Source organism: Streptococcus hyointestinalis (genome assembly GCF_011039275.1).
GTDB lineage: Bacteria > Bacillota > Bacilli > Lactobacillales > Streptococcaceae > Streptococcus > Streptococcus hyointestinalis_A.
This window is the reverse complement of record NZ_JAAKGB010000001.1, coordinates 658,343-681,327: the sequence shown is the minus strand read 5'-3', so window position 1 is coordinate 681,327 and position 22,985 is coordinate 658,343. Positions and strand designations below refer to the sequence as shown.

Sequence of the window (22,985 nt, the reverse complement as noted above, 5' to 3'; positions counted from 1 at the left end):
TCGCTCCGAATCAAATTGCGTTTCTAGCTATTTTAGTCCTTCGTCAAAGTAAAAGCCTTCAAGATCTGGGCTGTTTCTAGATTCGCGAACCAGAGCAAGCCCATCTACAATATCCTGGCAAGCAAGCAAGCGGTCATTAGCTTTGTCCACTTCAAAGTTAGCAATGATTTGTGGGATAGCGAATGATGCGTGATTAGCAGAGCTGGTTGCAGCATTAGGCAATATTCCAACTGCTTCTTCACTATGGGTGAAAGTCCCTAGCTCTGTCAATGCAATCAATGCAAAGTCATCGCGCTGTACACCAGCTCCAGGACGAGCTTGAGGCATTGCCATACCAGGTGTCTAACTGTAGTAAGGACCGGGTTCTTTTGTAGCTACACTGATTGCATCGTAGTATCCTGTAAGAACGGCACCGTTTTCACTCAACGGCTCAACGGATAAATTTACCGCTTCCTGTTGATCTTTTGCTGTCAAACGCTAGCGAATTGCGTTGTTTTCAATAAATGTTGTTTTTAAATCCACGATAACTCCTCTTTTACTTTCTATCTTTCTAATAAATAAGGGAGTGAGTGCTCATCGCCGTATCAGATTACAACTCACTCACCGATTATTGATGCGTCATGGCAAAAGTAAACATCTCACAATGTTTCTATTGTTGTGCCATGTTATCAAAACGCAGCTTCTAGTTTTGTTTTGATTTCTTTATCGTCCACGAGGCTGTCCAGTCCTATCAGTTTGCCATGAGGACGTCCATCCACTTCATGGATACGTTGGTTAGATGCAACCACTATGTCATATCCTACTGCCAACCCCTTGGCTTCACGAACCGCACTAACTGCAGTTTGTACTTTCGATACACCTAAGTGTCGAATTGCGTTTTCGATTTTCACTATGACAACCATTGATGAACCCTTAGCGTTTCGGCCTGCTGTGAGTACTTTGACCATAAAATTTTCCTCCGAAATTGTTTTTTATTACGATTGTACCACTGTTAAGAAATTATTTTCCCAGAGCTTCTCCCCGGTAGTAAGCTTCCTTGCCTCGTGTTTTTGCAAATTGACGTTGTGGAATGATAAGCAAGAACAAACACACTAATTCATCACTAATTACACCGAGTTTTTTGAAGAAGTGAGCAAATGGTACCCATGGCATATCCAAGTCTATGTTTCCATGGTTTCCCCCGACAAGACGTAGCTAGCTACCGGCGATAGCACAAAAGGCAAGTCGAATTACACCTTTGATCAAAACTAGTGTGAGAGCTGTTTTCGTTCCCCCACTTTTGTCTGCGGATAATGCGATTGCCGCTTTGTCAAAGAATACAGGAACTACACATATAATGATGAGAACAGGGTTTTTAAAGACAATTAATATTCCTACTGCAATCAAGTGTCCTATAAGACCCGTTGCAAAACCACAGAGCACGGCACTTGGAGAACCAAAACGAAAGGCTGGTGCAACGTCGACTGGTGGGAATGAACCAGGAAGCAGTTTGTTGGAACTGCGTTGGCTGGCATCTGTCCATTCTCCCACTAACATACGTCCCCCCTGCTTCTAACTGAAGAAGGATAATGAGCAGGTACTGGGTGTTTGAAGCCCATACATGTAGAATGTTTGTTTTACAATACTGCAAAGCGTTCCTGATGTACTGACTTCGGCATTTGACATGATGTGTGGACCTAAGACAAATTGGCTAGCTACCATTAAGACAAACATACGGGTTGCAGACGCTACCGCCGTATCGTGTAAGATGTTCAATACAGTAGGTAAGTCGAGGCTGTCCAGGTTTCCTTCTTTCTTACCAAGTTTTGGTGGGACTTTATCAAGTTACCCAATCGCAAATTGTTGTTGGTGTCCTATGGCAAAACCTCCCCCACCTGTTAAACGTTGGGTTGGCTGAAAAGTCCTGTTTGCGCTGACTGACCCGTAAAGACCACAGACAAGACGAAAAGCAAATGTTGCAACCACTTCATTTACTCGGAAAGCTGCTCTGAGCAGCTCCATAAATATAATTGTCGCCGCTTGCTGTACCATGTTGTGACCTGTACTGAAGAGGGTCTGAAATTTTGTAATCTTACGTAGTGCAACCAGTAAGATGTTAACACAGCTCCCTACCAAGTTAGCCGAGGTAACAACGTTCACAAATTTGGTACATTCTTCGGCAATTTCTTAGTTAGCGGCTGTCAAACGAAAGTAAGGGTCCATCACTGACGGTCCTATGTTAAACTTGTAGTTCAAAGCCGTGAAGATAGGGCGGAAAGTGCTAACCACTCCTCCAGCGGCTGCATCCACAATCATGTTTCCAACCGGTGTTTTTACAATTCCAGCGAAAACATCTTAGCCAGGTTTCTAAAGTAATGCGTATGCCATGACATCCAAGCAAACAACACAGCTAGCCGGTTTCTACAAAATGTTGGGCGAGAACCACTTGAAAATGTCCATACGTACATCCATAAAATTTCTCCTTTTTTCATTTTTTTCGTTGTCGTAAGTCCTTCCTGTTATCGTATACAATAGCATGCGCTTACACAAAAGACCCATACACACACAGATATGTGTGCAAAACTAGACTCACTTTGATCTTTTCTTCATGACATGCAACCTACTAGACTGGACAACCAGTCTTGTATAGGCATATTCTTTCACGTGTTTTCCCATAAGAGCTAACAAAACGATCTGTGAAGCCCAGCTCCACTCACTCTAGCTCATTTGAAAACTCGCGAAAGGATGCTGCATAGTTATTGTCCACCTCCATTAGGCTAAGGGCCTGCTCCATTCTGTGCTGAATGTTAAGCTCCATGCTGCGGTAGCGTTTAGAGCATTGGAGCACTTGATCTGTGAGCAAAGCTCCTGGCACGACCTGATGAGCAGAGCCTTCCAGATTGTGATTAGCTTTGGTGGCGACCTCAGACAGTCAGCTCACCGCCATGATATCAAGACGCTCTCAGCTCTGCTCTTCCATCAGAGCTTCTAATTGTACGCTTGCTGCAAAGAAGAAGCTCCTATTATCTGGAGGCATCCCTGTAAGATTGCGCTTTTCCTTGAAACGCTTGATTACATGTAGACACTCGAGATAGCCGTCTACGTTCTTGCGTGCCACTACTTCGATTTTTTCTAACTCCTTACTCTCATGGTAAAAATCTATGGGTTCATCTTCTACTTCACCCAATTTCTTCCAGGCTTTATCACAGAGCACTTGCTACTCTGCAAATGGCTTTTCTGCTTGGGCCAACGACTCCACAGATGACATACCCTCAAGCTCACTGGCTTCTGACCCACTAACAAAAGGCTGAAAAGTCCATTTGTTATTTTCTGCTAGGATCTAGCGGACAGACAAACGACGGATTTCTTTTTCCAGCTTGGTTGTATTTTCCTTAGCTTGTGCGAGGTAGTTTAGGATAAGTTTAGTGTCCCGCTTAGACACTTTGGGCGCTTCAATTTCAAGCTCACACAGTTGATAGGGCGAGTCAATCTTAGCCTGAATGTTTTCACTATCCTCACGCGCCCGGTCCAGGTCTTAAGTTACTAGCTAAAAGCTATTGGCTGGGACATCACAACGGTCCACTCGGAAGCGTGCCTCAATATCCGAATCAGGTACATGATAAATCGCTTCAAGAAGATGTGTGTAGCCATGATCCCAATCATCGAACCGCTCCGTACAATCATCGTCGAGTTTAGCGAAAATAGCTGGAATCTGACCAGAAATTTGACCCAGAGCACTGGTGCGCTCCTCAGCACGAACTAGGTCCACCGAAGCTTCCATCGGATCTCCAGTCGAGTTCAAAGTCACAAACTGCGAGAACTCCGATTCGATATTGCTCAATTGTTTTTCAATTTCGGGCATAGTTGGGCCAATTTTGCCTCGGTTTTCTTCGAGATTTTTTTGAAGCAAGTCAGCCCAGTCGAGGGCCTGAGTCCCGCGTACACTGTTTTTCTCTTCCTGCTCTTTTAGGCTAGAAAGCGCTTCACGACTAGCTACAATATGCTCTTCACCCAGGTTAAGCTGGCTATCAGCGTTGTCCATTTCATTCTGTGCCTTACTGAAGTTAAACGTATCGTTTAAACTTTCAGCTTCTAAGGTGTGGGCTTCAATTTCTGGAAAGACATTTCTAGAAACGTCTGACCCTTTCTGACTCCACTCTCAGAAAGCCGTCTGACTATGTCCTGTGAGATGACGCTCTTTTAACGAGTCAATTTCGTCCTGTACGGGCAATTCGAGTAGAGCTTGCTTGCGCTCTTCTAGGGTAGCGGTGAGAGTTTGTTTACGCATACGTCTAATCACTCCTGCCAACTAAGCTACTACCACTATCAAGAAAATAGCCAGGAGGTGCAAGATAAGTCCGCTAGACCTGAGTTTCGCCTTCACAACACTGAAGTAGCCTGATGATGCATAGGCTACGTATACTTTCTAATTATCGTTTCCTTCCTAAAATGTAAGTTTAGGTGTATACCATAAATCTGCGGTTTTTTCAAAAAACTTTAGTATCAAATTGCTCGTCTCTTGTACACAGCATGATCCTCGATAAACTCTCAGCGTGGCGCTGCACGATTTCCCATCAGCATATCAAAACTTTTGTCTGCTTCTGCGGCATCATCGCCTGAACCGCGTACCTTCTAGCTGTGATCTGGACCCCTAGTCGTTGCCCAAAGTTGATGGTCACACATCTCACCCAGACCTTTGTAGCTCTGTACAGTTGGTTTTGAGCGTCCACTGGTGTAGCTCTAAATCGCAGCTTGCTACTCTGGTTCTTGGTTGCTACCTGTTTGTATGTACTCTTTGATCTCACTTCCGACCTGAACCCCTTAACTCGGTGGTTGTGCGAGGTAAGCGTTGCCTGCCTCCAGCGCAGGGCGCTTGAAACGATAGAGAAGCGCGAATATTCGTCTCTGTATGTGAGACTCATCGACATCGGCATCGGTCTTGAAGACCAGCTCGGGTTAGCGTGCCTTCACGACATCAAAGGCTGCACAAAAGCCTATTCCCATGGCTGTCCTGAAGCTTCTGACCACATCCTTGGCCAATTTCTTATCGATGCTGGCTTTTTCGACGTTGAAAATTTTCCCGGGAACCTGTAAAACCGCCTGAGACCCACTATTGCGTCCAACCTTGGCTGAACCGCCCGCTGAATTTCCCGCAACACTGAAGAGTTCACTATGTCTTGCATCGGTTGATGAACAGTCTGCTAATTTCCCTGTTAGGTTTGAAAACTCCAGACCTGACTTTGGGCGAGTCACTTCACGAGCACGCTTGGCTGCACTACGAGCTTTTGAAGCAAGAATCCCCGAATCAACGATTTTCTTAGCAATCTGAGGATTTTCAAGGAGAATACGGCCTCTGGCATCGCTCCTGAAGCGGTTAGTAACTTTCTCCCCTTCTGAATTGCGAAGTTTAGGCTCGGTTTGCCCTTCAAATTGTGGAGTTGGGTGTTTGCCTGAACTGACAGCTGACAAGTCCTCACGGACTTCCTCACCGGTCACGTTGTCCTCGTTTTCTTTGAACAGTTTATTTTCCTTCGCGTAGTCATTGATTACACGTGTCCATGCAGTTCGAAAGCCTTGCTGGTGGGTTCCTCGATCACCTGTATGTATGTTATTGGCAATGCTCTTGAAGGTCTCATGCTAGCTAGTCTTGTATTGCACCGCCACTTCCCCTGTGATCCCATACCTCTAGCTATGGGTATAAATAGAGTCTTCAAAGAGAAGACCTGTATTTTCATTGATTACGTACACATAAGAAGCAATCCCACCGTCATCGTGGAAAGATTGCGTTTGATCTTTACCTTCGCGCTTATCGGTAATGGAAAACCTAAGCCCACGGTTCAAAAAGGCAAGACCTGGCACACGTTTGGCTAGCTTATCAAAGTCATAGGTCGCGGTTTCTATGCAAATGGCACTGTCGGGTGTGTAGTGCTCAGTTGTTTCTGGGCGGTCGGTCTCACCGATTACATCTAAGGCTGCTACTACCTGACCTCGCGTATACTCTGGTACATGAAGACGTCCGTTTTTATAAGCCCTTACATCCAGCTGTGTTGAAAGGGCTTTGCCTACGGATGTGCCACCACCGGGTAAGCCACCAGAACCCCTGCAGCCGCCACCGCCCAACTTACCACCGGCGTGAAGCCCGGTAAAGACCGTCTCAACAGCAAGAAGCCCTGTTTTTTCTTGAATATCAACAGGAATCCCACTCCCATCATCACTACCGGTAATGGAATCATCGGGCTCACTAATCACCTCAATATGGGTTGCAATGCCTGCTAGCTCCTCGCGAATGACGTTGTCCACAATCTCCCAATCAAGGTGGTACTGCCCTTCTGACGAGGCTGAGCCAATGTACATCCCAAGAAGCATCTGAAAAGCCACAAGTCCCGCTGATACTTGAATCGGGCTAGCGTTATACTCTTGTGCACGTTCTTCTAACTTTTTTTCTTCGGCCTTTATTTTACTTTCTCCATCAATGCTTTTTTTCCATCAACCACTAAGGTCGCAATGCCTGCGGCTTCTCCAGCTTCACAGTCAATATTGCGGTCCCCAATCGCAATTCCAGTTGTTACGGGTTTTTTGTCCTTCTAATACAGCATACTCTCAGGATCGGGCTTACTAGGTTAGCCACTCTCCAAAGTTTCCCCTTCTGTAAAATAGCCTGAGATACCTGTGTTTTTCATCTAAGAAAGCACTTGCCTGTCCCGGTGTGAGACTCCTAAATGGCGCCCACCAGAAGCTACAATCTTAGCAAGAACTTCCTTTGAAACCGATTCTATTATCGGATGCTCCTAGCTCTGTGCCTCGTCTTCCCTGCAAATTTGTAAAAAATTGTTTTCTTTTTGGGCCAAATGGGAAATCGCTACTGGTGTAGACTGCTGGAACTGATGATACACCACATCCTGAGCAGCTCACAAGCGAAAATGTTCTAGAGCTTTGATTACGGGATGTGTTGACAACTCGCATTTATCGAAAAGCTTACCGCCCTAATCCCAACTATAAGCATCGTGATGCAGATTTACTTGTATACCAGATTTTGCTTAACTCGGGGCTTACGATGCTAATTTCTCCAAAGATGACTGGGCTTTCTAGACTTTTTTCTTGAAAGAATCCTAAAGGGTTGACAGAGTTTGTGTTAAGATGTACAATCCCGTTGTAAACGATTTCATACCCAATGACTTCTGGAAGTTTTGTCCTGAAAGGTGTTGCTGCAAATCCAACTAGCGCGGGTGTTGAAATTGTCGTCCGGGAACTGCCTGAAATTGGCTATAGAGTAGCGTTGGTCACGGTAGAGCATTGTGGGGTTTGCCATACAGAGTTGCACGTGGCGCCCGGTAACTTTGGTACAGTACCTGGGCTTATTTTAGGCCACGAGGGGTTCGGTATTGTGGAACAACTTGGTGACAGATTGACATCACAGAAAGCCGGCGTCCGCGTGTCCATTGCGTAGTTCGTTGAGGGCTGTGGCTACGGCGAATAGTGTACAACAGGACGTGAAAAGCTCTTCCGTTCCGTGAAAAATGTTAGCTACAATGTCGCCGGTGGTGTGAGAGAGCATGCTGTTGTGACTTCCGATTATGCTGTCAAAGTCCCTGATGGCCTAGACCCAGCGAAAGCTTCTTCTATCACTTGTGCAGGTGTCACGACTCAGTTAGCGATCAAAGAAGCTGGTGCAGCTCGAGGCGAATGACTAGCTGTTTATAGATTCGGTGGACTTGGCAATCTAGGTGTACAAGACGCTCCTAAAGCCTCGAATGTTCATGTCGTTGCTGTTGACATCAACCAAGATAACCTTAATTTAGCAATAGCAGTTGGTGGAGATCTTATTGTGCTCGGTCCTGACATCGAAGATGTCCCTGCCTATATGCCAGAACAACCTAGCGGCTGTCCCGGTGTTGTCGTCTCTGCTGTCTCTACAGTGGCTTTCAACCAAGGTGTAGACAGCGTGCGGGCCGACGGAACTGTCGTTTCCGTTGGGCTTCCGTCAGTGTACATGGAACTCAGCATTGTGCTAGCGGCGCTTGATTGCATCCATGGCCTAGGCTCGATCGTTGGTACTCGCAAAGAGCTGGAAGTAGCGTTCGCATTTGGTGGTCCAGGTCTAGTAGTTCCTGTCGATGAAACAGTACCAGTAGACAGCGGTCCCCAAGTCGTTGATGATATGACACAAGGACGTATGCCAGGTCGCAAAGCCCTTAACTTTAGCCTGCAAAGCCCTAATAAGGTAAGTTTTCACCTAGCTTTCTAAATGTTTTCTTCGGGAATAGTTTTGTTTCATTCGGTTTTGATTAGTCAGGTACAGTACCAAGCCGCCACCTCTCATATTGCTAATGAGCGAGCTACCTCCTTGTTTGATCAAAGGATGCTGTATACCCGTCCTTGGCAAGAAGCCCAGGGCAGCTCCGATATTTTCAAAAATGTGATAGCTAAGCATCTTGATTACTCCATGTTTGATCAAGGTGTAAAACCGCTTTTTGGACTTTATAGGACTGAGCAGCTTGTGGTACATGACATGCAGGTAGCGAGGTTAGACACTACTACTTCCCAATTAGCGAAAGTCATCAGCAATCACAGTGATTCTCATATCACTCTCACGGACAGGAACCTCTAAGGCTAGGACATGAAAGCCTTTCCCAAGCTCGCCACAACTCCCGTTAGAAATCATTTTCTGGGTTTGCTGCTAGGCAATTCCTACGGCATACTTAAAGGGGTCAAACCAAGCAACTAATCAGTTGATCTGATAAGTGTCCATACTCATCTTGTAGCGAGACCCTTTACCTCCTGGGACGTCAACAACAATCCAATAAGGAGGTTCCCCCACTACAACCGGGGCAATAACCGGAATCAAAATCCGCCGGTACATACCAGAGAGCAAAACTACACCGGCCAATTTTGCCATAAAGACCCTAGCTATTCCCAAGTCGTTTTGGTTAGCGAGTAAGCTCATAAATAGTAGAGTCACTATGCCATAAAAGTGAAGAAATTGCCTGTCGTCTTTCTAACTATCTACTGCCTGTAAGTTAGGGCGCCACCAGACCGTCCCGATCGCAAGAGCCAAGATCTAGGAGAGTTTCATGAACTCTGAGGGCTGAAACAATAGCGTATTGGCACTGGTCCCGAAGTTTTTGGCACCATGTTTCGCCACAAAAGCCTGACTGTAAAAATTCGAGGAAAGCACCATCAGTACATGTCCCAACACATAGCGATTCAGCGTGGCTTTCCCCTAATAAGAAGTCTTAAACATCTTGTCCAACTAAGGTAAGCCACAACCAAGGAAATTCCAAACGACTCGCTGCGCCAACACGGATATCACTGTCTGCCTGTAATCATTAGCTGTGGAACTATAGATTACAACCAAGCGAATTAAAATCAAAAATCAGACGGGCATGAAAAGACCGTCATCAAGATTTTGCTTAAAAATTTGCTTGAATTTTTTCATTGTTTTCCTCTCTACGTCTTCTAGCAAATTGTATACCGCCATTTCAAAAATTCTTCAACAAATCTTTAGCTTTCCTTCCTAAAAATTCTGCTCCTTTCGAGTTCCAGTTGTAAGTTACGCATCCAATACATGCAGCTCCTACTAGCTACCTTTCGTTTTATTTTCTGTAATATTATTAGTACTGTTTAGGACGTGGGCCAATTAGCGAAATGGCAATCCAGAATGAACCAAGAGCAATAATCACTGCATTTCGTGACTTCCCATCACCTGTAGTTGGCACAATGGGATGTCCTTTCGTTGTTTTATTTACATGTGCTTTCGGCGCCCCTTAAGCCGTGGCGTTACGGGCTGCAGGCTTAGCAACTGTTGGTGGATGTCTGGCGCTTGCTACTTCATCTACGCCAAAAGGTTCCCCTTTACGTTTTTCATTTACAACTGCTACGGCAACCAGGCCCAGAGCTTCACTAGCTGCCGAATGTTTCGCAAGACCAGCTTGGGGTTCTGCTTCCCCTTACCTATCATACGCTTCCGATAAACTGCTGCAAAGAGCTTGTTTTTCATCTTGGGTGTCTGCGAGTTCTGCTAGCAAAGTTTCTTTTTGAGCGAGCACTTCTTCGGAAGCTCTGTGCGCTGCTTGGGCTGGGGCGAGTTTAGCTTGGGGATGTCTGTGCAACTCTGGTGCATTCTTCTAATCAGTAAGAGCTTGTTTTTCTGAAGCCAACTGAACGGTCACGGTTTGTGCTTTAGCTTCCAGATCTGCTACGGCTTGCGTAGCTGCTTCCAGACGGGCTTACAAGTTGGTTAGCTTAGACACTTCAGCATCGTTAGCTGCCGTGGCGCTGTCCAGTACTTCCTGTTTGTCCACAAGCACGTCTTTAGCTGCTTCCAGGTTAGCTTTCTTAGTGTTGAAATCTGCAGTTAGACTCGCTACTACGGCTTGGGCTGCGTCACTGTCTTTAGTAGACTCTGCTAGCTTAGCTTTTGCTTAGGCTAGCTTTTCTTGGGCGCTTGGGGTTTGAACTGCTACTACCTTTGCAGAAGCTAGAGCTACTTTCGCAACGTCACGCGTGTCCTGTGCAGACTGCACTGCCTCTTGCGCTTTAACGTATACGTCTTGCGCTTGAGCATTAGCACTTGTAGCCTGCTCTAAATCTGCTTTAGCTTGATTGTAGCTTGCTGTGATCGCTGCTGCTGTACTGTTATTTTCACTAGGAGTAGTATGTTAGTTATCCTTTGTAGCTTGTTCAACGTCTGTACCATGAAAAGCAATAAAATGTAAGCCACCAAGAAAGCCCTTAGGGCTGGTGAAATCAACACCAAGATAAGTCACCTGAACTTCCTCATCTCTACATGGGACGCCAGCAACTGAGCCGTCATGGTCCCATTCTACGCCACCACCTGCAACACCAGACATTACTTAGACACTAGAACTGTAGACTTCCCTTTACAATTGAGAAAGTGTCGAAGTTTTCCCAATAAAAGTGCCTGCGAAGTTTTCATACAACTGGACATCCATCTCTGTCAATAGTAGCGCGCGGGTGTCTAAAACCTACTTAGCTGCTGCTGCTTTAATCGCTTTGCCATCATGCCCTTTAGTCCATGTATGATGTTTATCTGCAATCTCACTATGGGTTACCAAGTCTGCAAATGGCACGCTAGAGCTTGTACCTACTGTTTCTAGCGTATGAAAGTATGCTCTAATTTGTTTAATCTAATCAGTGGCAAATAAAGAAATCACTGTGATGACTGTACCTGTTAGGTTATGTGTATAGTAAACTGCAGTCACCTCATTTGGATTAGTCTTAAACACATTTGTCTTCGAAACCGGCTGCTCCTGTGCTAGCATCCGATCACCTGCAGCTTGTCTTTCGTCGTCTACTTCGTCGATATGTAACACATAACCGCCAGTTTCATCCACATCATACGAGGTGATGTCTGGGTTGTAAGGCATCTCTAGTGCTGCTGCATACTCATCAGGTAAGGTAAGCATATTGAAAGCCGTGTAGTCTTTTTCATCTTTAGTAAAAACTCCTTACCTAGTGCGTAGTGTATTAGCTGTTTCTGCGGCTTTGGGGTTTGCTGGAACTAGTGCTGCTACTTTCGTGTCCAGGTCGGCTTGGGCTGTGGTTTGTGCTTTTTCTGCTGCGTCACTAGCTTGCGCTTGTTTGACATCGGCTGCCTGAACGTCAGCTAATACGGTTTGCGCTTTCGCAACGACTTCCTTATGGGCATCTCCTTACCTTTGCGGGCTTTCATCTTTATAGTAGTCCGCTTGAGCTTTTGTCCCACACCTACTAGCTTGCGCTTGCTCAACGGATTCCTGTGCGCTATGTACTGCTGTTTGTGCTTTCGAAGCACGGTCTTGCGCTTGATTGCCTGCTGTTTCCTGTGCAGCTCCTGCTTCCTTAGCTGTAGCTTCTGTTTCCTTTGCGTCACTGATGGGATGTCTTTTGTTGGCAATCTCATCTGTCGTTGCTGTGATTGCCGAATCTGCTTGATGAATATCCCCAGGTGTTGGCTTAGCTACATGATCCTCTGCTGTTGCTACTTCTGACTGTAAGCTGTACACTTCGGCTTGCCGAAGAGCAACAACTTCTTGAGCCCTTCCTACTTCAGCTTGAGCTTTGTTCACGGCTTCTGTAGCGTTAGCTGCATCCTCTTTAGCACTAGCCAACGGCTCCTGTGTAAATAGGGTTACTTGCTGTGCTTCTTGACTAGTCGTTTCGTGAGTCTTCACCACATCGGCTTGGGCTTTGGTGGCAAAACCTACCGGTCCCAGCACAAGCGTCGCTCCTCCGATAACTGCAACGGCTTTCGTCATCGAGCCAAAACTCGGCATTTCTTAAATATATCTCCATGATATCCTCACTTTCTGGTGTTTTATAGTTATTTTCGCATACTCTTCCAGTTTTAAGGTTAAAAACTAGACCATCTTGTGTCCGCGCTTATCGTATGTTATTTTGTCCGATGTAATGTTACGCCTCACTGAATCCGTGCTGTACGGGTACACATATCGACGGACTGTATGTAGTCTACGGTGTAGACCTTTCTTAGTTTTGCGAGGGCACGTGCGAGGACGGAAGCGTTACAAGCAAAGTAGTCCAGTTTTACAATTTGGACATCTCAGCTAGTCGCTAGCAACGCGTCATCTTGGCCTGTGCGTAGCGGGTCACCGCTTCTGGCATTGACATGAAAGCCGTCGGCCTACTAGCGAGGGATGATGTCATCAGCTTTTCCTGCTTCGTACACAGCATCGTTTTAGCGAAGGTGTTTGACATTTTTTCTAGCATCTGCACTAGCTTGTGGGAAAATGTCCATGCCCCGCTCTTCAGCCTGCTTGTCCGCTAAGATAAACCCGTTAGTCCCCACACTACAGTAAGAGTCAATAAGTTTGTCGCTTGGTGAGACATCGAGCTCTCTAGCGCCCTCGTTCTCGAAGCGATTGGTTTGATCTGGACAGAGCTGATCAAAATCACTTGGAGACAGCTAATAGCTGTAATTAAGCACTTCTTCTGTGATCGTCTCCTGTTCCCAAAGGATAGTAGTTTTATCGCCATAAATGTCGCTAGTTTTGCTGTTATTGAGATGGACCTCTACCGTTTTTATACGGGTACATTCTCGATTCTACTCGGCAATCGCATGGTGAAATTCTAGCTCCTTGCTGGTGATGATTCTCAGCAATACTTGACTCCTTACCTGTCATTTGGGTATCTTGTCCGGACGCACACTAGCGATGTTACGTTCACTGTAAATAGGATGAAATTAATTATCTAAAAGCTGAATGACTCAGTTGATGATTACCTGCGTCAGCTCATCTTTTAATACACAGTCAGTAAGTGCGTCCGAGCGGTAATTGACCTGCTGATAGGGTCCTGCCTTGTCACTGCCACAAAAATTGCGAGTGCGATACTGCAACTTAGCCCGGTAAGGCCAATGCTTGTCCATGCCAAAATTTGGACGTCTGTCATATGTAGCCTAGCCTTCTAGTTTAAACTTTTTCTGCGCTCGCTTGATTACATCATCGGCCTAGGCAAGCTGCTGGTCCTAGGGCAGGGTCATAATCGGGCAGCCCCCACAAGTCTCATATATGTTGCAGGCAGGCGGCACACACTAAGGTGAGGGGATGTTTATAGGGAGGAAGCGTACCTGCCCTAAATTACGCTTCACTGATACCATGGGACAATAAACTTCCTCACCTGCGAATGTTCCCGCTGCAATAAGGAAAGCCTTTTTATAATAAGGAATGTTCTCGCCATGGAAGCCCATACTCTTTATCTTGAGGGGAAATGGTTGTTTTACCTTTACATTTCTCCTGCTTGTATACCGCAATGCTAGACACTGAGCAAATGGGAAGTTTGTGTTTGAATAAAGGCAAAGTATCATTAAAGGATGAACCATGATTCTCACATCACGGTACAAATAGCAGCGATTTTATACACTAGAGGTAAGCGAAGCTGAACGTCGCTGCATCACAGAGGCCACCGGCGTGCGCTTTCGCCTCTGCATGGCCTAAATCATCAGCCCAGAAGAGTTTGCAGCTATGAAAGACCTTTCTCAGTTTACTTATAGCAATAAGTTGGCACACTAAGCTGGGTCCTACAAGCGACGCACGGAAATAGCAATCCGTGACTATCTTCTCAAGTGTGAGATGGAGGAAGCGGTTATGTGAAAAGTCACAACAAATCTCCAAATAGCCCAATGGGATGTCGTCGCCAAGTATGCTAATACGTATATCTAGGTTAGCGTAGCAACTAGCGACAAATGTGCCTACGTCACACTGCAAAAGACCAAGGTTAAATGCATTTCGCAAGACATCAGCGAAGTAGCGTTGGATTCTCAAGACCTGAACCCTGGGCTTGAACAACCTACGGCCTAGCTAAGCCAAAAATACCAAGCCATTTTGCCTCTAAAAGCTGGCATAAGGAAAGCCAAGGTTAGCGTCCCCACAAAAGGCTTCTCCTGTCCAGAAGCATCACTAGCCGTTGCCTGCCTAGAGCTTGAACGAGACACTGAACAATTGGCCTCACTGATTGTACGAGACTTGGAGAAACTCCATCTTAACTCCTGCAGACGCTATGTAGGCTATGAGCTGTTACAACGCTTCACTCTAGCTCTCATGCGAAATTGCTCTGACTACAGCGACATCAAAAGACACTTTATTGAAGATGAACAGCTTTTGCTATTATTATTCAAGAAATCTGGGACAATCTTACACTTAGGGGTGCGATGTTTTACAAATTGTGATTAACTATAAGGGATAGATTTGAACTGTAAACAGTTGATATGCCTTGTCATAGCCCAATGCTAGCGTTTGTGTTACAAATGTTAGTTATCAACTTGAAGGAAGTTTGAAACACACAAGGAGCGCTACAAAATTAATACAACCTACAGCAAATGCTCTTTTCGGTGTTGATGACCAAGCTCTAGTAAACACAATTGAAGGAAGGTGGCCTGTAACGCGTGAACCTGCGATGGGTTACTTTCCCCAGAAGTATTGGTTCAAGATGGTGGCCACGCTCCGTGACAATCGGATTTCTTACTACTGCAACTTAGCAAGTCCTTATCGGCTTGACGAGGAGGCTCTCAAGTGTATTGTTTATGAGCTTGATGTCTATGTCTTTGCAGATGGTGACAACAAATCGCTTGATGTGGATGAGTATGTAGCGCAGCAGCGTAAGCTTGTATACTCTGCAGACATCGACTACATCTTAAAGGATTCTGTGAAATTCTTGGTAGATTGGATTTGCCACCAAAATCGACCATGATCTTCAGCCGATATCCACATTTGGTACATCCGTTATACTGGACCGCAGCCTCGTTACATGTTTCTAAGAAGCTAGAGCGATATCTCCGTCTCCTTATTAGTCTTAAATCGAGTTTTTTATAGCATTTGTCGTGACTCAGGTAAGCTATGCGGGTTTTTGTATTGCGACATCACTGTCGCAAGAGCTCATCAAGACCATGTGGGAAGTGCTCGATAACTATCTAAAGGGAGTGTTACCGCTGGAGGCAGAGCTGACTTTTGATTTGTTTAGGCGAGTGGCCATTTTCACCATCCAGTATCTTGATCAACAAAACAGCATTAGCATTGTGTTTGTTTATGCGACTTCCGAAGATCCCTTTTTAACTAATCCAGTGTGCCTCATTGAAGAGAGCGGGATGGAAGCGATTTGGTGGCCTTAGGTAGTATACAAAATCAACTTATGTCCCAGCTTTTCGTCTCCTTATATTCACTCCTCAATCAAGTCACACCTAGCGTCGGCGTCTGCTTGAATTTTGATTTCTGTGATGGTGATACCTGCAACAGCTAGCTCCACCTGCGCTTCCGCATGTAAGCGAGCCTCATCCTGCTTGACATGATGAATCTTAAGATTAGGCTTTGGACGGTCTAGCGCTAAGATGTTACAGCACTCCTTAAAAGGCCGAATGGAAATATCCAAAGTATCGATCTTTTGAACGACGTCAAGAATCTCCAGCTTGTCCATGGTCACGACAGGACGGATAAATAGGGTTGTCGTGACGGCATTGAAAGCCGTCATCGACTCGAGGGTCAATGGCGCAAACTGCTCCTAGCTCTCACCGTTGATAATCACAAGTCCTCAGCGTTCTACACGGATACGATGGGCGCTCCGCATCATATAAGGACGTGTCAGTGTCCGGAAGTTAGCTTCTAGCGCATTTGGCTTGATTTCTTCTTGAATATAAGTAAAAGGCACTTCGATCAACTGGACATCGCCGCCAAATTTCGTCAATTTACGTGTCTAATCTTGTGCTTTTTTGTGGGCACCTGTGCTGTTATAAGGTGGGCTAGCAAAGTGCACCGCCTCAATATCCACCCCACTCTTTAGCACAAGATATCCTGGAAAAGGTGAGCCAATTCCTCTCGACAGCAAGAGCATACAAAGCCCTTCCGTTCCTACCGGAAGACCGCCAGCTCCCTTGATATTTTCATACGAGAATTAAGCCGATTCGTTTCGGATTTCAATCTTGGGACTTACATCAGGCGGCTTCATTTGGGCTTTTATTCGTGGCGAGACGGCCAAAACAGCATTTCCCATGACTTGGTAATGCACAGGGCTATCTAGCTGTTAGTTGAATTCACGGGGTTCGCCTGTGATTTTGAAGGTCATGCCGTCCTTTTAACTAGAAGTCAACAAGTCCTGCACTGCCTTTTGAATAGTCGGCACCGGCTTTTCCTGCTTGTAAGCTAGCGAATTAGCTTGAAGCCCAAAAATCGGCTTGAACGACTCTGCTACTAGCTGATAATCCGTGCCATGGAACTAGACGGGCGCCCGGTCCCGGTCAGCCGTTACCGGCACGTCTGGACAATTAGACATAAGGTGCTTCCTGTTTGGTGCGAGTTTGTTACTAAACAGCATCTGTTTTTTACCCTGCGTTGAGAGCTCACCAAGGCATCCAATCATTTGAGAATACTTCCTATTCCCTTCGAACTTTCGGTGTTTTTGCATAAACGGGTGCGATTATCGTTACAAATCGCTCCCCTTTACTCCTGTGGGCGTCATAGTCAAGACCGCTCCGTACTGCTGTTTGTGCTGCTTTTTTGGGCACTCCCATAGCAATCAGAGTCCCAGCAATGGCAGGAGATTTGGAGGCACAAGCAGAGGACGTGGAACTATAGATGTCATGCTCTACAAATGCATGCGCCACCACCACGCGACGCACACTTCGGATACCAAAGGTGATGATATTTGGAGCAAAACCTGCTTCATCTGTGTTAAGGTGCCCACCGGCATAGTCTTCTAGCGCACTGTGGTTGTCCTGCTTCATCTTAGCGATGTTTGACATCACCAAGGCTTCCGTATAAAATGTCATCTGTAACGCACGCGCACTCGCTGCAATACCTGCAACATGATCCGTTGTGTAACGCAAATCGCTTTCTTGCCCGCAAACTGTTTGCAGTGGACCGCTCCGCCTGTTCTCTTTTCTGTAAAGGATACCGCCACCACGCCCACCGTGTAAGTTAAGAGCTGAAATCGACGCTAGGACCACTCGGCAATTCCGCTAGTCGCTAAAAGGAATCTTGCCAATCGCCTGCACCGCATCTACATGAAAGGTGATGGTTGGCTTGTCCGATAGTTTTTCTACTTTTTCTACTATCGATTGCCTATCACCAATATAATTATGTGACGCCATGATAGAGCCCAGAATGGTCTCTGGTTTGAAGAGCTTGGCTAGCGCTGCTGCATCCACATAAGGACGACTATGAAAAGGTGCGTAATCTACTGCAAAACCATGCTCGCTCTGCCTTTTAGTCGATTCTTTAACCGCTGTATGCTCGATAGTCGACACACTGAAGTGCCTGTTCTCCTGCTTTTTTACAAATGCCGTGCCTTTTAGCGGCCAGGCGTCACTCTCTGTTCCTGCTGAATTGAAATCACTCTAGCTTGGCGGAACCCTTAGTAAATCCACCCCTTGCCTCGGGCTCGCGTCCCAGCTACGGGTGTCATCGCTTCCGAGTTTGTGGAGACTTGAGGGATGACCATTCATTGTGGTTGTACATTCTTGATAAGTCCTTATAAGTTCATCATTTTGACTGGTCGTGGCAGCATTGTGAAATTCACTCCTGTTTTTATACCTTCTCCCTTTAAATCTTTGGGCGAGGCATAGTAGTCAATGGCTACTTGTATAACACATCCTACGCGTGCGACCAGCATTTTACAATGTAGTGTTTGATCGGTTTTTAGGTCAGTCACTCCTATAATCAAACCAGTCCATTTTTTTCCTATCAACAGGTAAGGACCAGGTGTTGAGATTAGTTTATCTTAGCCAAATCATCTCAGTCTGTAAGGAGTACCTTCTCCTGTGAGAAAATTATTCCAGACAGGATACAAATGCGAATCACTCCTCGCAATCTCTTTAAATACCTACCTAGCACATCCAGACAAGCTTTTGAGCGCTGCCAAAAACAGTAGCGCTTGTGTGTAGTGTTTTGAGTAACATCGTGGCAAGTATCAGGTTTAGCAATGCCATGAACGGCTCATAGCCCAATGCTTCTAGCGCTACATCCACCTCTAAGACCGTCGTTATCAAAGAAATAGCCTCAAACAGCACTCCTACTACCTCTAGTGATGCCACCTCTAATAACAATCAAACATCCGATGTCGTGGATCAACATCACTATACCAGCAACACAGCGCCCCCGGCTAGCGCTCCTACTGTCAGCTCATCTACGGCTATTGTATTCAGTAGCGCTACAACGACAGTCTTCGACACGCCTACTTCTACTGCTGCTAGCCCTACAGCAGATAGCACGAACCCTTACACCATTTGCAGCTTCACCTGGTTTGATCCGTGTTTGATAGGCCTATACCATGACAACAGAGACTTGTGATCGGATTCATTTTTATCTGGCAAAAATTATACGTCCTTTCTAAGCAGGTTTACTAGCACTGCTAGCAGATCTCGGCAATGGGCAGGATTCATAGCCGTGTATCAATGAATTCGGCACAAATGGTAAAAACTCTCCTACTGCTTACTTACCAGCACACTTACATTCTTGTGACTACCGGGGTGGCACTTTACATTCGCCTTACATACCTTACTTTTAAGAGCGGCTTGCTATCGCCGGCGTGCCTTTTTCTACTGAAGAGCTTGAATTGCTTTGCCAAGCTATGAAGGTGCATTTGGAATCACGGTATTCGCGCTATGGACGCGTTACGGGGTTTGAGCAATTCACGGCGCTACTGTTTTGCTATTTTGCTACAGTAAAGCCGTGACTTGCTATGATTGTAGCGGGTATTGGTGGACTACATGTTGCGACCAACGGCTTTAGCGCGCTGGCTGGCGTCTGCCCCTCTATCAGCTTTGACTCCCCATATACGCTGTGCGACAGTCACAAATCACTCGCAACGCAAACAGTTGATGTTCTTGATCAAGGTGTCAATGTGATGTTTGATGCCTTGGGTTAGGTAGCCCGGGATATTTTTTACGCTTAGGCACATGACATGCGCTCGCGTACTTTTGAGCTGCTTAAAGATTGGGTTCGGAAGCGACAATTGCAGGCTTTTGTTTTGTCTTTTCAAGATTTGGCTTTAGCGAGCATCCAGCTAGCTATGGGAGGAAGGTACCAGCAGGATAACGCTGCGCTTGCTATGATGTCGTCACTAGTCTGTGGCGATTCATTGGGTTAGCCCAATTCCTAGCTCTACCTAGACACGCTGTTAACCGTGCTGTTCGAGGAACGTACGGAGCCGTTGTGCACCAATATAGTCATCGCCGGTGCGCACAATCAAGGTTGTATTAAGGGTCTTCGTGACGGGCTGATAAGCCAATATACAAATAAAGCGGTAGCTAGGCTTTTTGCAAGATTAGGCAGATAGCCCCTTTATTGCTCGCTTGAGCTCCTTGCAAGGTGTGACGTCTCGGTGATAAGATTTGGCTTTTTTGTAGCGGAGCAACTAGACAATGACCCCAATTGCTACCGTCAGGTTGCAGACTGTGAGGCCTGGTTACAAATTGCAAAAGACGACCCTAGCTCCCTTTACATACTGACAAGCTAGCTGTACTTTTGCGGAGAATTGAGCGAGCACTGTTTAGCAGTAAAGAGGCAGCTTTGCAGCTCTTTGGTCACGTTAGCGCATAGCGCCATTTTCTTCTGAACCTGTTAGGTTGAGCTCAACGGTGTTGTGAAATTCTTCCTTAGTGGCGGCCATTTTGATAGCTACTGCAAAACCAGGTATCTTCTCCTCAACGTTCTCGCCGATAGCATTTAGCCCTGCGACTGTTTCTTCCGCGCCTACCGGCAGCAGCTTCATCTGTGCGTAAGGTCAGTGATGGGTTACTTCCGTTTACATCGACGGTTAGCTTGATGTGTAGGCTTTAGCATTGTCCAGGCCATACACTTCATTCGGTTTTAACTTCGACAACCCGTCCGGGCCAATAACAGGGTGCGCGATTATAACATTAGGCACATTAGTGTAGTCCAGTGTTTCTTCCAGTTTGTTGTGTAAGCAAAGCTGGGACAGTCAGCGCCCCGCTGCAATATCCGCGGGTGTCTTGGCAATGGCAGGTTTAGCATCCCCAAAGGCATCAACTGCAGAAACAGAGGAATTTTCATAAGCATCTGTCTCGATCTAGCCAGTGGCTTTTAGCTGAATGTCGGTGTTTACAAGTCCGCTGCTTTGCGTAGCCTCACAAAGACTCCTAGCCCGGCTAAAAAGCTGGGCCTCAATCGTCTCAGCACTTTGCGCTTGTTATACGAGATTACAAAGCTGGGTTTTCGTCAATGTTTTGGGAATGCTTGTGTGGTGCAAATTGATACCTGCAGTCACCATCTCTGCCTTGTCCTGCTCATACTGCATGCTATGTTAGCGACGCAAGATATGGTCACGACGAAAGGCAAGATCTGTCTTTACGGCCAGCTCAGTTAGATCGCGAGCAAGCTCTGCTGCGATCTAGCCAGCTCCTGCGACCAGCACAGAGTTTGAGAGACTTTACGCAGCAAAGAAATCATCAGTTGTCTCAGCCAGCTCACTCCTTGGAGCATGTGGCTCGAGCGGACGCCCATCCGTTGCACTAGTAAGGTGCGGAGCGTTATAAGTCTCACCGTTGCCGCTTACAGTGTGATGACCGACATAAGTCGGTTAGCGATCAATGCGCTCAACGTCGTTACGCTGTTAGTTGTTGGCATAAGACTGGCTCGCACTAGACATCTCGCCGTCTCTGCTTTCTTTAAGTTTACTAAAGTCTAAAGAGCTGGGCTGAATCTCCTAGCCATAGCTACCAGCCTTCTTGTGCCTCGCTTCAGAGACTTGAGCGCCTTACAAAATGTTTTTTTGAGGCACTGCACCCCCGTTGCCACAGGCCCCTCCGTCCGTGACGCCCTCAATCAATTGCACTGTGGCGCCTTACATCGCCGCACTATTGGCAGGCCCGCTTGCGGCACGACCGCAAACACTAACGATATCGTCCTATTGTTTTACCATTTTTATTCCCCAATTCTTTGGGCTTTTGTTCTATTGCAACCCAAAAATAGCGGGTACCCAATTTTTTGCTATGGCAATTTCGTCTACACTAAAACAGCACTTGTGAAATTTTACTGTTTTTCACTGAGCGAAGTTCCTTTAAAGGCACAACAATGTTTTTTTCAATGTCAGCGACATAGACAGACAGACGCTGCTGAACGTCACGTACAGCTTGAAGTGTTGGATTTGCGCTATAGCTCTCAAGTGATGTTTGGTAGTAGTGTCGCTCCTCTTTATTCGTCATTTGACTCGACTGCACAATCATTTGCCAGCGAGTTTGCACTTGTGTATAGTAGTCCCTGAATCTCTTAGCATCGCTAGCATTGTCAATAACAGACTGTGCCTCTAAAACAGCCTCGTACTCTGGCCACTAGCGCAATTCACGCTCCATGTGATCGGCCACACCCTAGATATGATACCTAAATACCTCCTGAGATTTGAGCGAATGGGGTTTGTGTAGCCTGTATGATCGTTGTTGTCCCTTTGCGCAAGAGCTTGGTCTTTAGCATTTTTACATGAAATCGGCACGTACCCGTGCCTATCATCACTGTTTTCTTCATGAATATGCAGATGTGCGTAGGAAGACCCACGGAGCAACTCCAAAAAATTAAGGATAACTTCCTCTTCGTCTGGGACATCGCCATTAATATAGTAATAGCTGTCAACCCCACAAAGTTCGTGGTTTACCATTTCCTTTCGAATGGTCTTAGCATGGTAATAATACTTCCGGCTACAATCATCATCCTACGGCTGAATCTTGTCAGCTCTAGTGTCATAGCTCTCTTTACATGGCTCAATGCGCTCCATAACCGCTTCCTTATTGGTCAATAGGATGCTCGACCACTTGCCTGCCTCACTCTTTGCGCTACGGTTCTTGTCACTAATACTACCAGCCGCACTATGATCGTTCTTCTCCTGTGGCTTAGCCTAGTCGCGAGGTCGCTCCCGGAAGCTCGCCGCAATAACTTGTGGCAAATGCGAAATCGGGCAATTCCCCCGGTCATGCACAGCCGCATCAAGAGTGACAATTGCAGCTTGCATACTCGACAACTCCTCTCTTAGCTCTTCGATGGGGTCACACGTCGTCAATGCAGTGGGCGTAAGGATATCGTTCGTATTTGCCAAAAGTTTAGCATGTGCTGCACTAGCTCCAGACTTGTGACTACCTGCCATCGGACGCGTGCCGACACAGCCTACAGCGTGATCGGCCAGAGACGCTTCAGGTGCTTGAACAAGCTCAAGCTGCGTTGAGCGAGGGTCGGTGACGAGGACGTTTTTCTTTATTGGAAGGTGCGCCAACTCCTCGATAAAGGCACTAGTTCGCTTGCTAGGCCCCGATAGGATAACCACATCTGCCAGTGGCGGCACGCGTGCAAAATCATCTGTCTCCTCGACCAAAAGCCCACTCTCAATTGCGATAGGTCAGGTTTTTTCATTGCGATCATCACCCCAGCTAGTCTAGTCAAGATGGTCACTCTTTATACCCATTGCTCTAGACCCTCCGATAAGTCCCAAACCTGCTACCTAATGGTTTGTGTGAGCCATACCAGGTCGGCCTTTCTGTCACGTGGTAATAAGTTTTTCAG

General features: G+C 46.3%; 12 protein-coding genes and 8 pseudogenes. 4 read left to right on the top strand and 16 right to left on the bottom strand.

Translation table 11 applies throughout. The annotated features are described in order from the left end of the window. Window positions 1-27 precede the first annotated feature (27 nt). The 5 genes and pseudogenes from G5B60_RS03235 to G5B60_RS03215 all read right to left on the bottom strand — a co-directional run bounded on the left by G5B60_RS03235 (window position 28) and on the right by G5B60_RS03215 (window position 6,435). Window positions 28-474 (bottom strand): annotated as a pseudogene (locus G5B60_RS03235) (PTS sugar transporter subunit IIA). 194 nt (window positions 475-668) lie between these two features. Next, a complete protein-coding gene (locus G5B60_RS03230) occupies window positions 669-947 on the bottom strand; it encodes a PTS ascorbate transporter subunit IIB (protein ID WP_164682648.1) in 279 nt (92 codons plus the stop codon). A gap of 52 nt (window positions 948-999) precedes the next feature. After that, window positions 1,000-2,451 (bottom strand): annotated as a pseudogene (locus tag G5B60_RS03225) (PTS ascorbate transporter subunit IIC). Between the two features lie 151 nt (window positions 2,452-2,602). After that, window positions 2,603-4,288: pseudogene (locus G5B60_RS03220) on the bottom strand (septation ring formation regulator EzrA). A 239-nt stretch (window positions 4,289-4,527) separates the two neighbouring features. Next, window positions 4,528-6,435, bottom strand: a pseudogene (locus tag G5B60_RS03215) (DNA topoisomerase IV subunit B). A 736-nt stretch (window positions 6,436-7,171) separates the two neighbouring features. Here G5B60_RS03215 and adhP point away from each other — a divergent pair. Continuing rightward, window positions 7,172-8,224 (top strand): annotated as a pseudogene (gene adhP, locus G5B60_RS03210) (alcohol dehydrogenase AdhP). Here the strand turns inward: adhP and G5B60_RS11745 are convergent. The 6 genes from G5B60_RS11745 to G5B60_RS03180 form a co-directional block, all read right to left on the bottom strand. Further along, window positions 8,213-8,485 carry an FtsW/RodA/SpoVE family cell cycle protein gene (locus G5B60_RS11745; RefSeq protein ID WP_164682646.1) on the bottom strand — a complete coding sequence of 91 codons (273 nt, stop codon included), beginning with the start codon at window positions 8,483-8,485 and terminating at the stop codon, window positions 8,213-8,215. The pseudogene adhP and the gene G5B60_RS11745 overlap by 12 nt on opposite strands. 219 nt (window positions 8,486-8,704) lie before the next feature. Further along, a complete protein-coding gene (locus tag G5B60_RS03200) occupies window positions 8,705-8,923 on the bottom strand; it encodes a hypothetical protein (protein WP_164682644.1) in 219 nt (72 codons plus the stop codon). A gap of 1,714 nt (window positions 8,924-10,637) precedes the next feature. Further along, complete coding sequence (locus G5B60_RS03195; protein ID WP_164682642.1) at window positions 10,638-10,829, bottom strand: hypothetical protein; 192 nt, start codon at window positions 10,827-10,829, stop codon at window positions 10,638-10,640. 297 nt (window positions 10,830-11,126) lie between these two features. Further along, the gene (locus tag G5B60_RS03190; protein WP_164682640.1) at window positions 11,127-11,405 is read right to left on the bottom strand and encodes a hypothetical protein; all 279 of its coding nucleotides are present in this window, start codon (window positions 11,403-11,405) and stop codon (window positions 11,127-11,129) included. Window positions 11,406-11,651: 246 nt separating this feature from the next. Continuing rightward, complete coding sequence (locus tag G5B60_RS03185; RefSeq protein ID WP_164682639.1) at window positions 11,652-12,254, bottom strand: hypothetical protein; 603 nt, start codon at window positions 12,252-12,254, stop codon at window positions 11,652-11,654. 947 nt (window positions 12,255-13,201) lie between these two features. Next, on the bottom strand, window positions 13,202-13,360 hold the full coding sequence (locus G5B60_RS03180; RefSeq protein WP_164682637.1) for a hypothetical protein: 159 nt from the start codon (window positions 13,358-13,360) through the stop codon (window positions 13,202-13,204). 1,403 nt (window positions 13,361-14,763) lie between these two features. On the opposite strand from G5B60_RS03180, the gene G5B60_RS03175 reads away from it, so the two are divergent. Together G5B60_RS03175 and G5B60_RS03170 are read left to right on the top strand one after the other, a co-directional pair. Continuing rightward, entirely contained in the window at window positions 14,764-15,180 is a 417-nt protein-coding gene (locus G5B60_RS03175) for a DUF402 domain-containing protein (protein ID WP_164682634.1), read from the top strand. Between the two features lie 130 nt (window positions 15,181-15,310). Further along, window positions 15,311-15,598, top strand: coding sequence for a DUF960 family protein (locus tag G5B60_RS03170; protein WP_241154475.1), 288 nt, complete (start codon window positions 15,311-15,313; stop codon window positions 15,596-15,598). Between the two features lie 47 nt (window positions 15,599-15,645). Here the strand turns inward: G5B60_RS03170 and G5B60_RS03165 are convergent. Both G5B60_RS03165 and G5B60_RS03160 read right to left on the bottom strand, forming a co-directional pair. Next, window positions 15,646-16,884: pseudogene (locus G5B60_RS03165) on the bottom strand (tRNA sulfurtransferase). Then, window positions 16,853-17,953: pseudogene (locus G5B60_RS03160) on the bottom strand (aminotransferase class V-fold PLP-dependent enzyme). The pseudogenes G5B60_RS03165 and G5B60_RS03160 overlap by 32 nt, the downstream one beginning before the upstream one ends. A 379-nt stretch (window positions 17,954-18,332) precedes the next feature. Here G5B60_RS03160 and G5B60_RS11740 point away from each other — a divergent pair. Then, window positions 18,333-18,419, top strand: a complete 87-nt coding sequence (locus G5B60_RS11740; protein WP_430523654.1) for a hypothetical protein — start codon at window positions 18,333-18,335, stop codon at window positions 18,417-18,419. A 1,588-nt stretch (window positions 18,420-20,007) separates the two neighbouring features. Here G5B60_RS11740 and G5B60_RS03155 read toward each other — a convergent pair. The 3 genes and pseudogenes from G5B60_RS03155 to G5B60_RS03145 form a co-directional block, all read right to left on the bottom strand. After that, complete coding sequence (locus G5B60_RS03155; protein ID WP_164682631.1) at window positions 20,008-20,190, bottom strand: hypothetical protein; 183 nt, start codon at window positions 20,188-20,190, stop codon at window positions 20,008-20,010. A 1,258-nt stretch (window positions 20,191-21,448) separates the two neighbouring features. Next, window positions 21,449-21,754: pseudogene (locus G5B60_RS03150) on the bottom strand (YlbF family regulator); the annotation flags it as partial. Between the two features lie 572 nt (window positions 21,755-22,326). Beyond that, window positions 22,327-22,812, bottom strand: coding sequence for a prephenate dehydrogenase/arogenate dehydrogenase family protein (locus G5B60_RS03145; RefSeq protein WP_277423802.1), 486 nt, complete (start codon window positions 22,810-22,812; stop codon window positions 22,327-22,329). Between the last annotated feature and the right edge of the window lie 173 nt (window positions 22,813-22,985).

Excerpts from the sequence above, each read along its gene's own strand:
- G5B60_RS03230 (WP_164682648.1), bottom strand. The coding sequence starts at position 947 with ATGGTCAAAGTACTCACAGCAGGCCGAAACGCTAAGGGTTCATCAATG.
- G5B60_RS11745 (WP_164682646.1), bottom strand. The coding sequence starts at position 8,485 with ATGTACCACAAGCTGCTCAGTCCTATAAAGTCCAAAAAGCGGTTTTAC.
- G5B60_RS03200 (WP_164682644.1), bottom strand. The coding sequence starts at position 8,923 with ATGAGCTTACTCGCTAACCAAAACGACTTGGGAATAGCTAGGGTCTTT.
- G5B60_RS03195 (WP_164682642.1), bottom strand. The coding sequence starts at position 10,829 with ATGTCTGGTGTTGCAGGTGGTGGCGTAGAATGGGACCATGACGGCTCA.
- G5B60_RS03190 (WP_164682640.1), bottom strand. The coding sequence starts at position 11,405 with ATGCTTACCTTACCTGATGAGTATGCAGCAGCACTAGAGATGCCTTAC.
- G5B60_RS03185 (WP_164682639.1), bottom strand. The coding sequence starts at position 12,254 with ATGCCGAGTTTTGGCTCGATGACGAAAGCCGTTGCAGTTATCGGAGGA.
- G5B60_RS03180 (WP_164682637.1), bottom strand. The coding sequence starts at position 13,360 with ATGGACAAGCATTGGCCTTACCGGGCTAAGTTGCAGTATCGCACTCGC.
- G5B60_RS03155 (WP_164682631.1), bottom strand. The coding sequence starts at position 20,190 with ATGAAGCTGCTGCCGGTAGGCGCGGAAGAAACAGTCGCAGGGCTAAAT.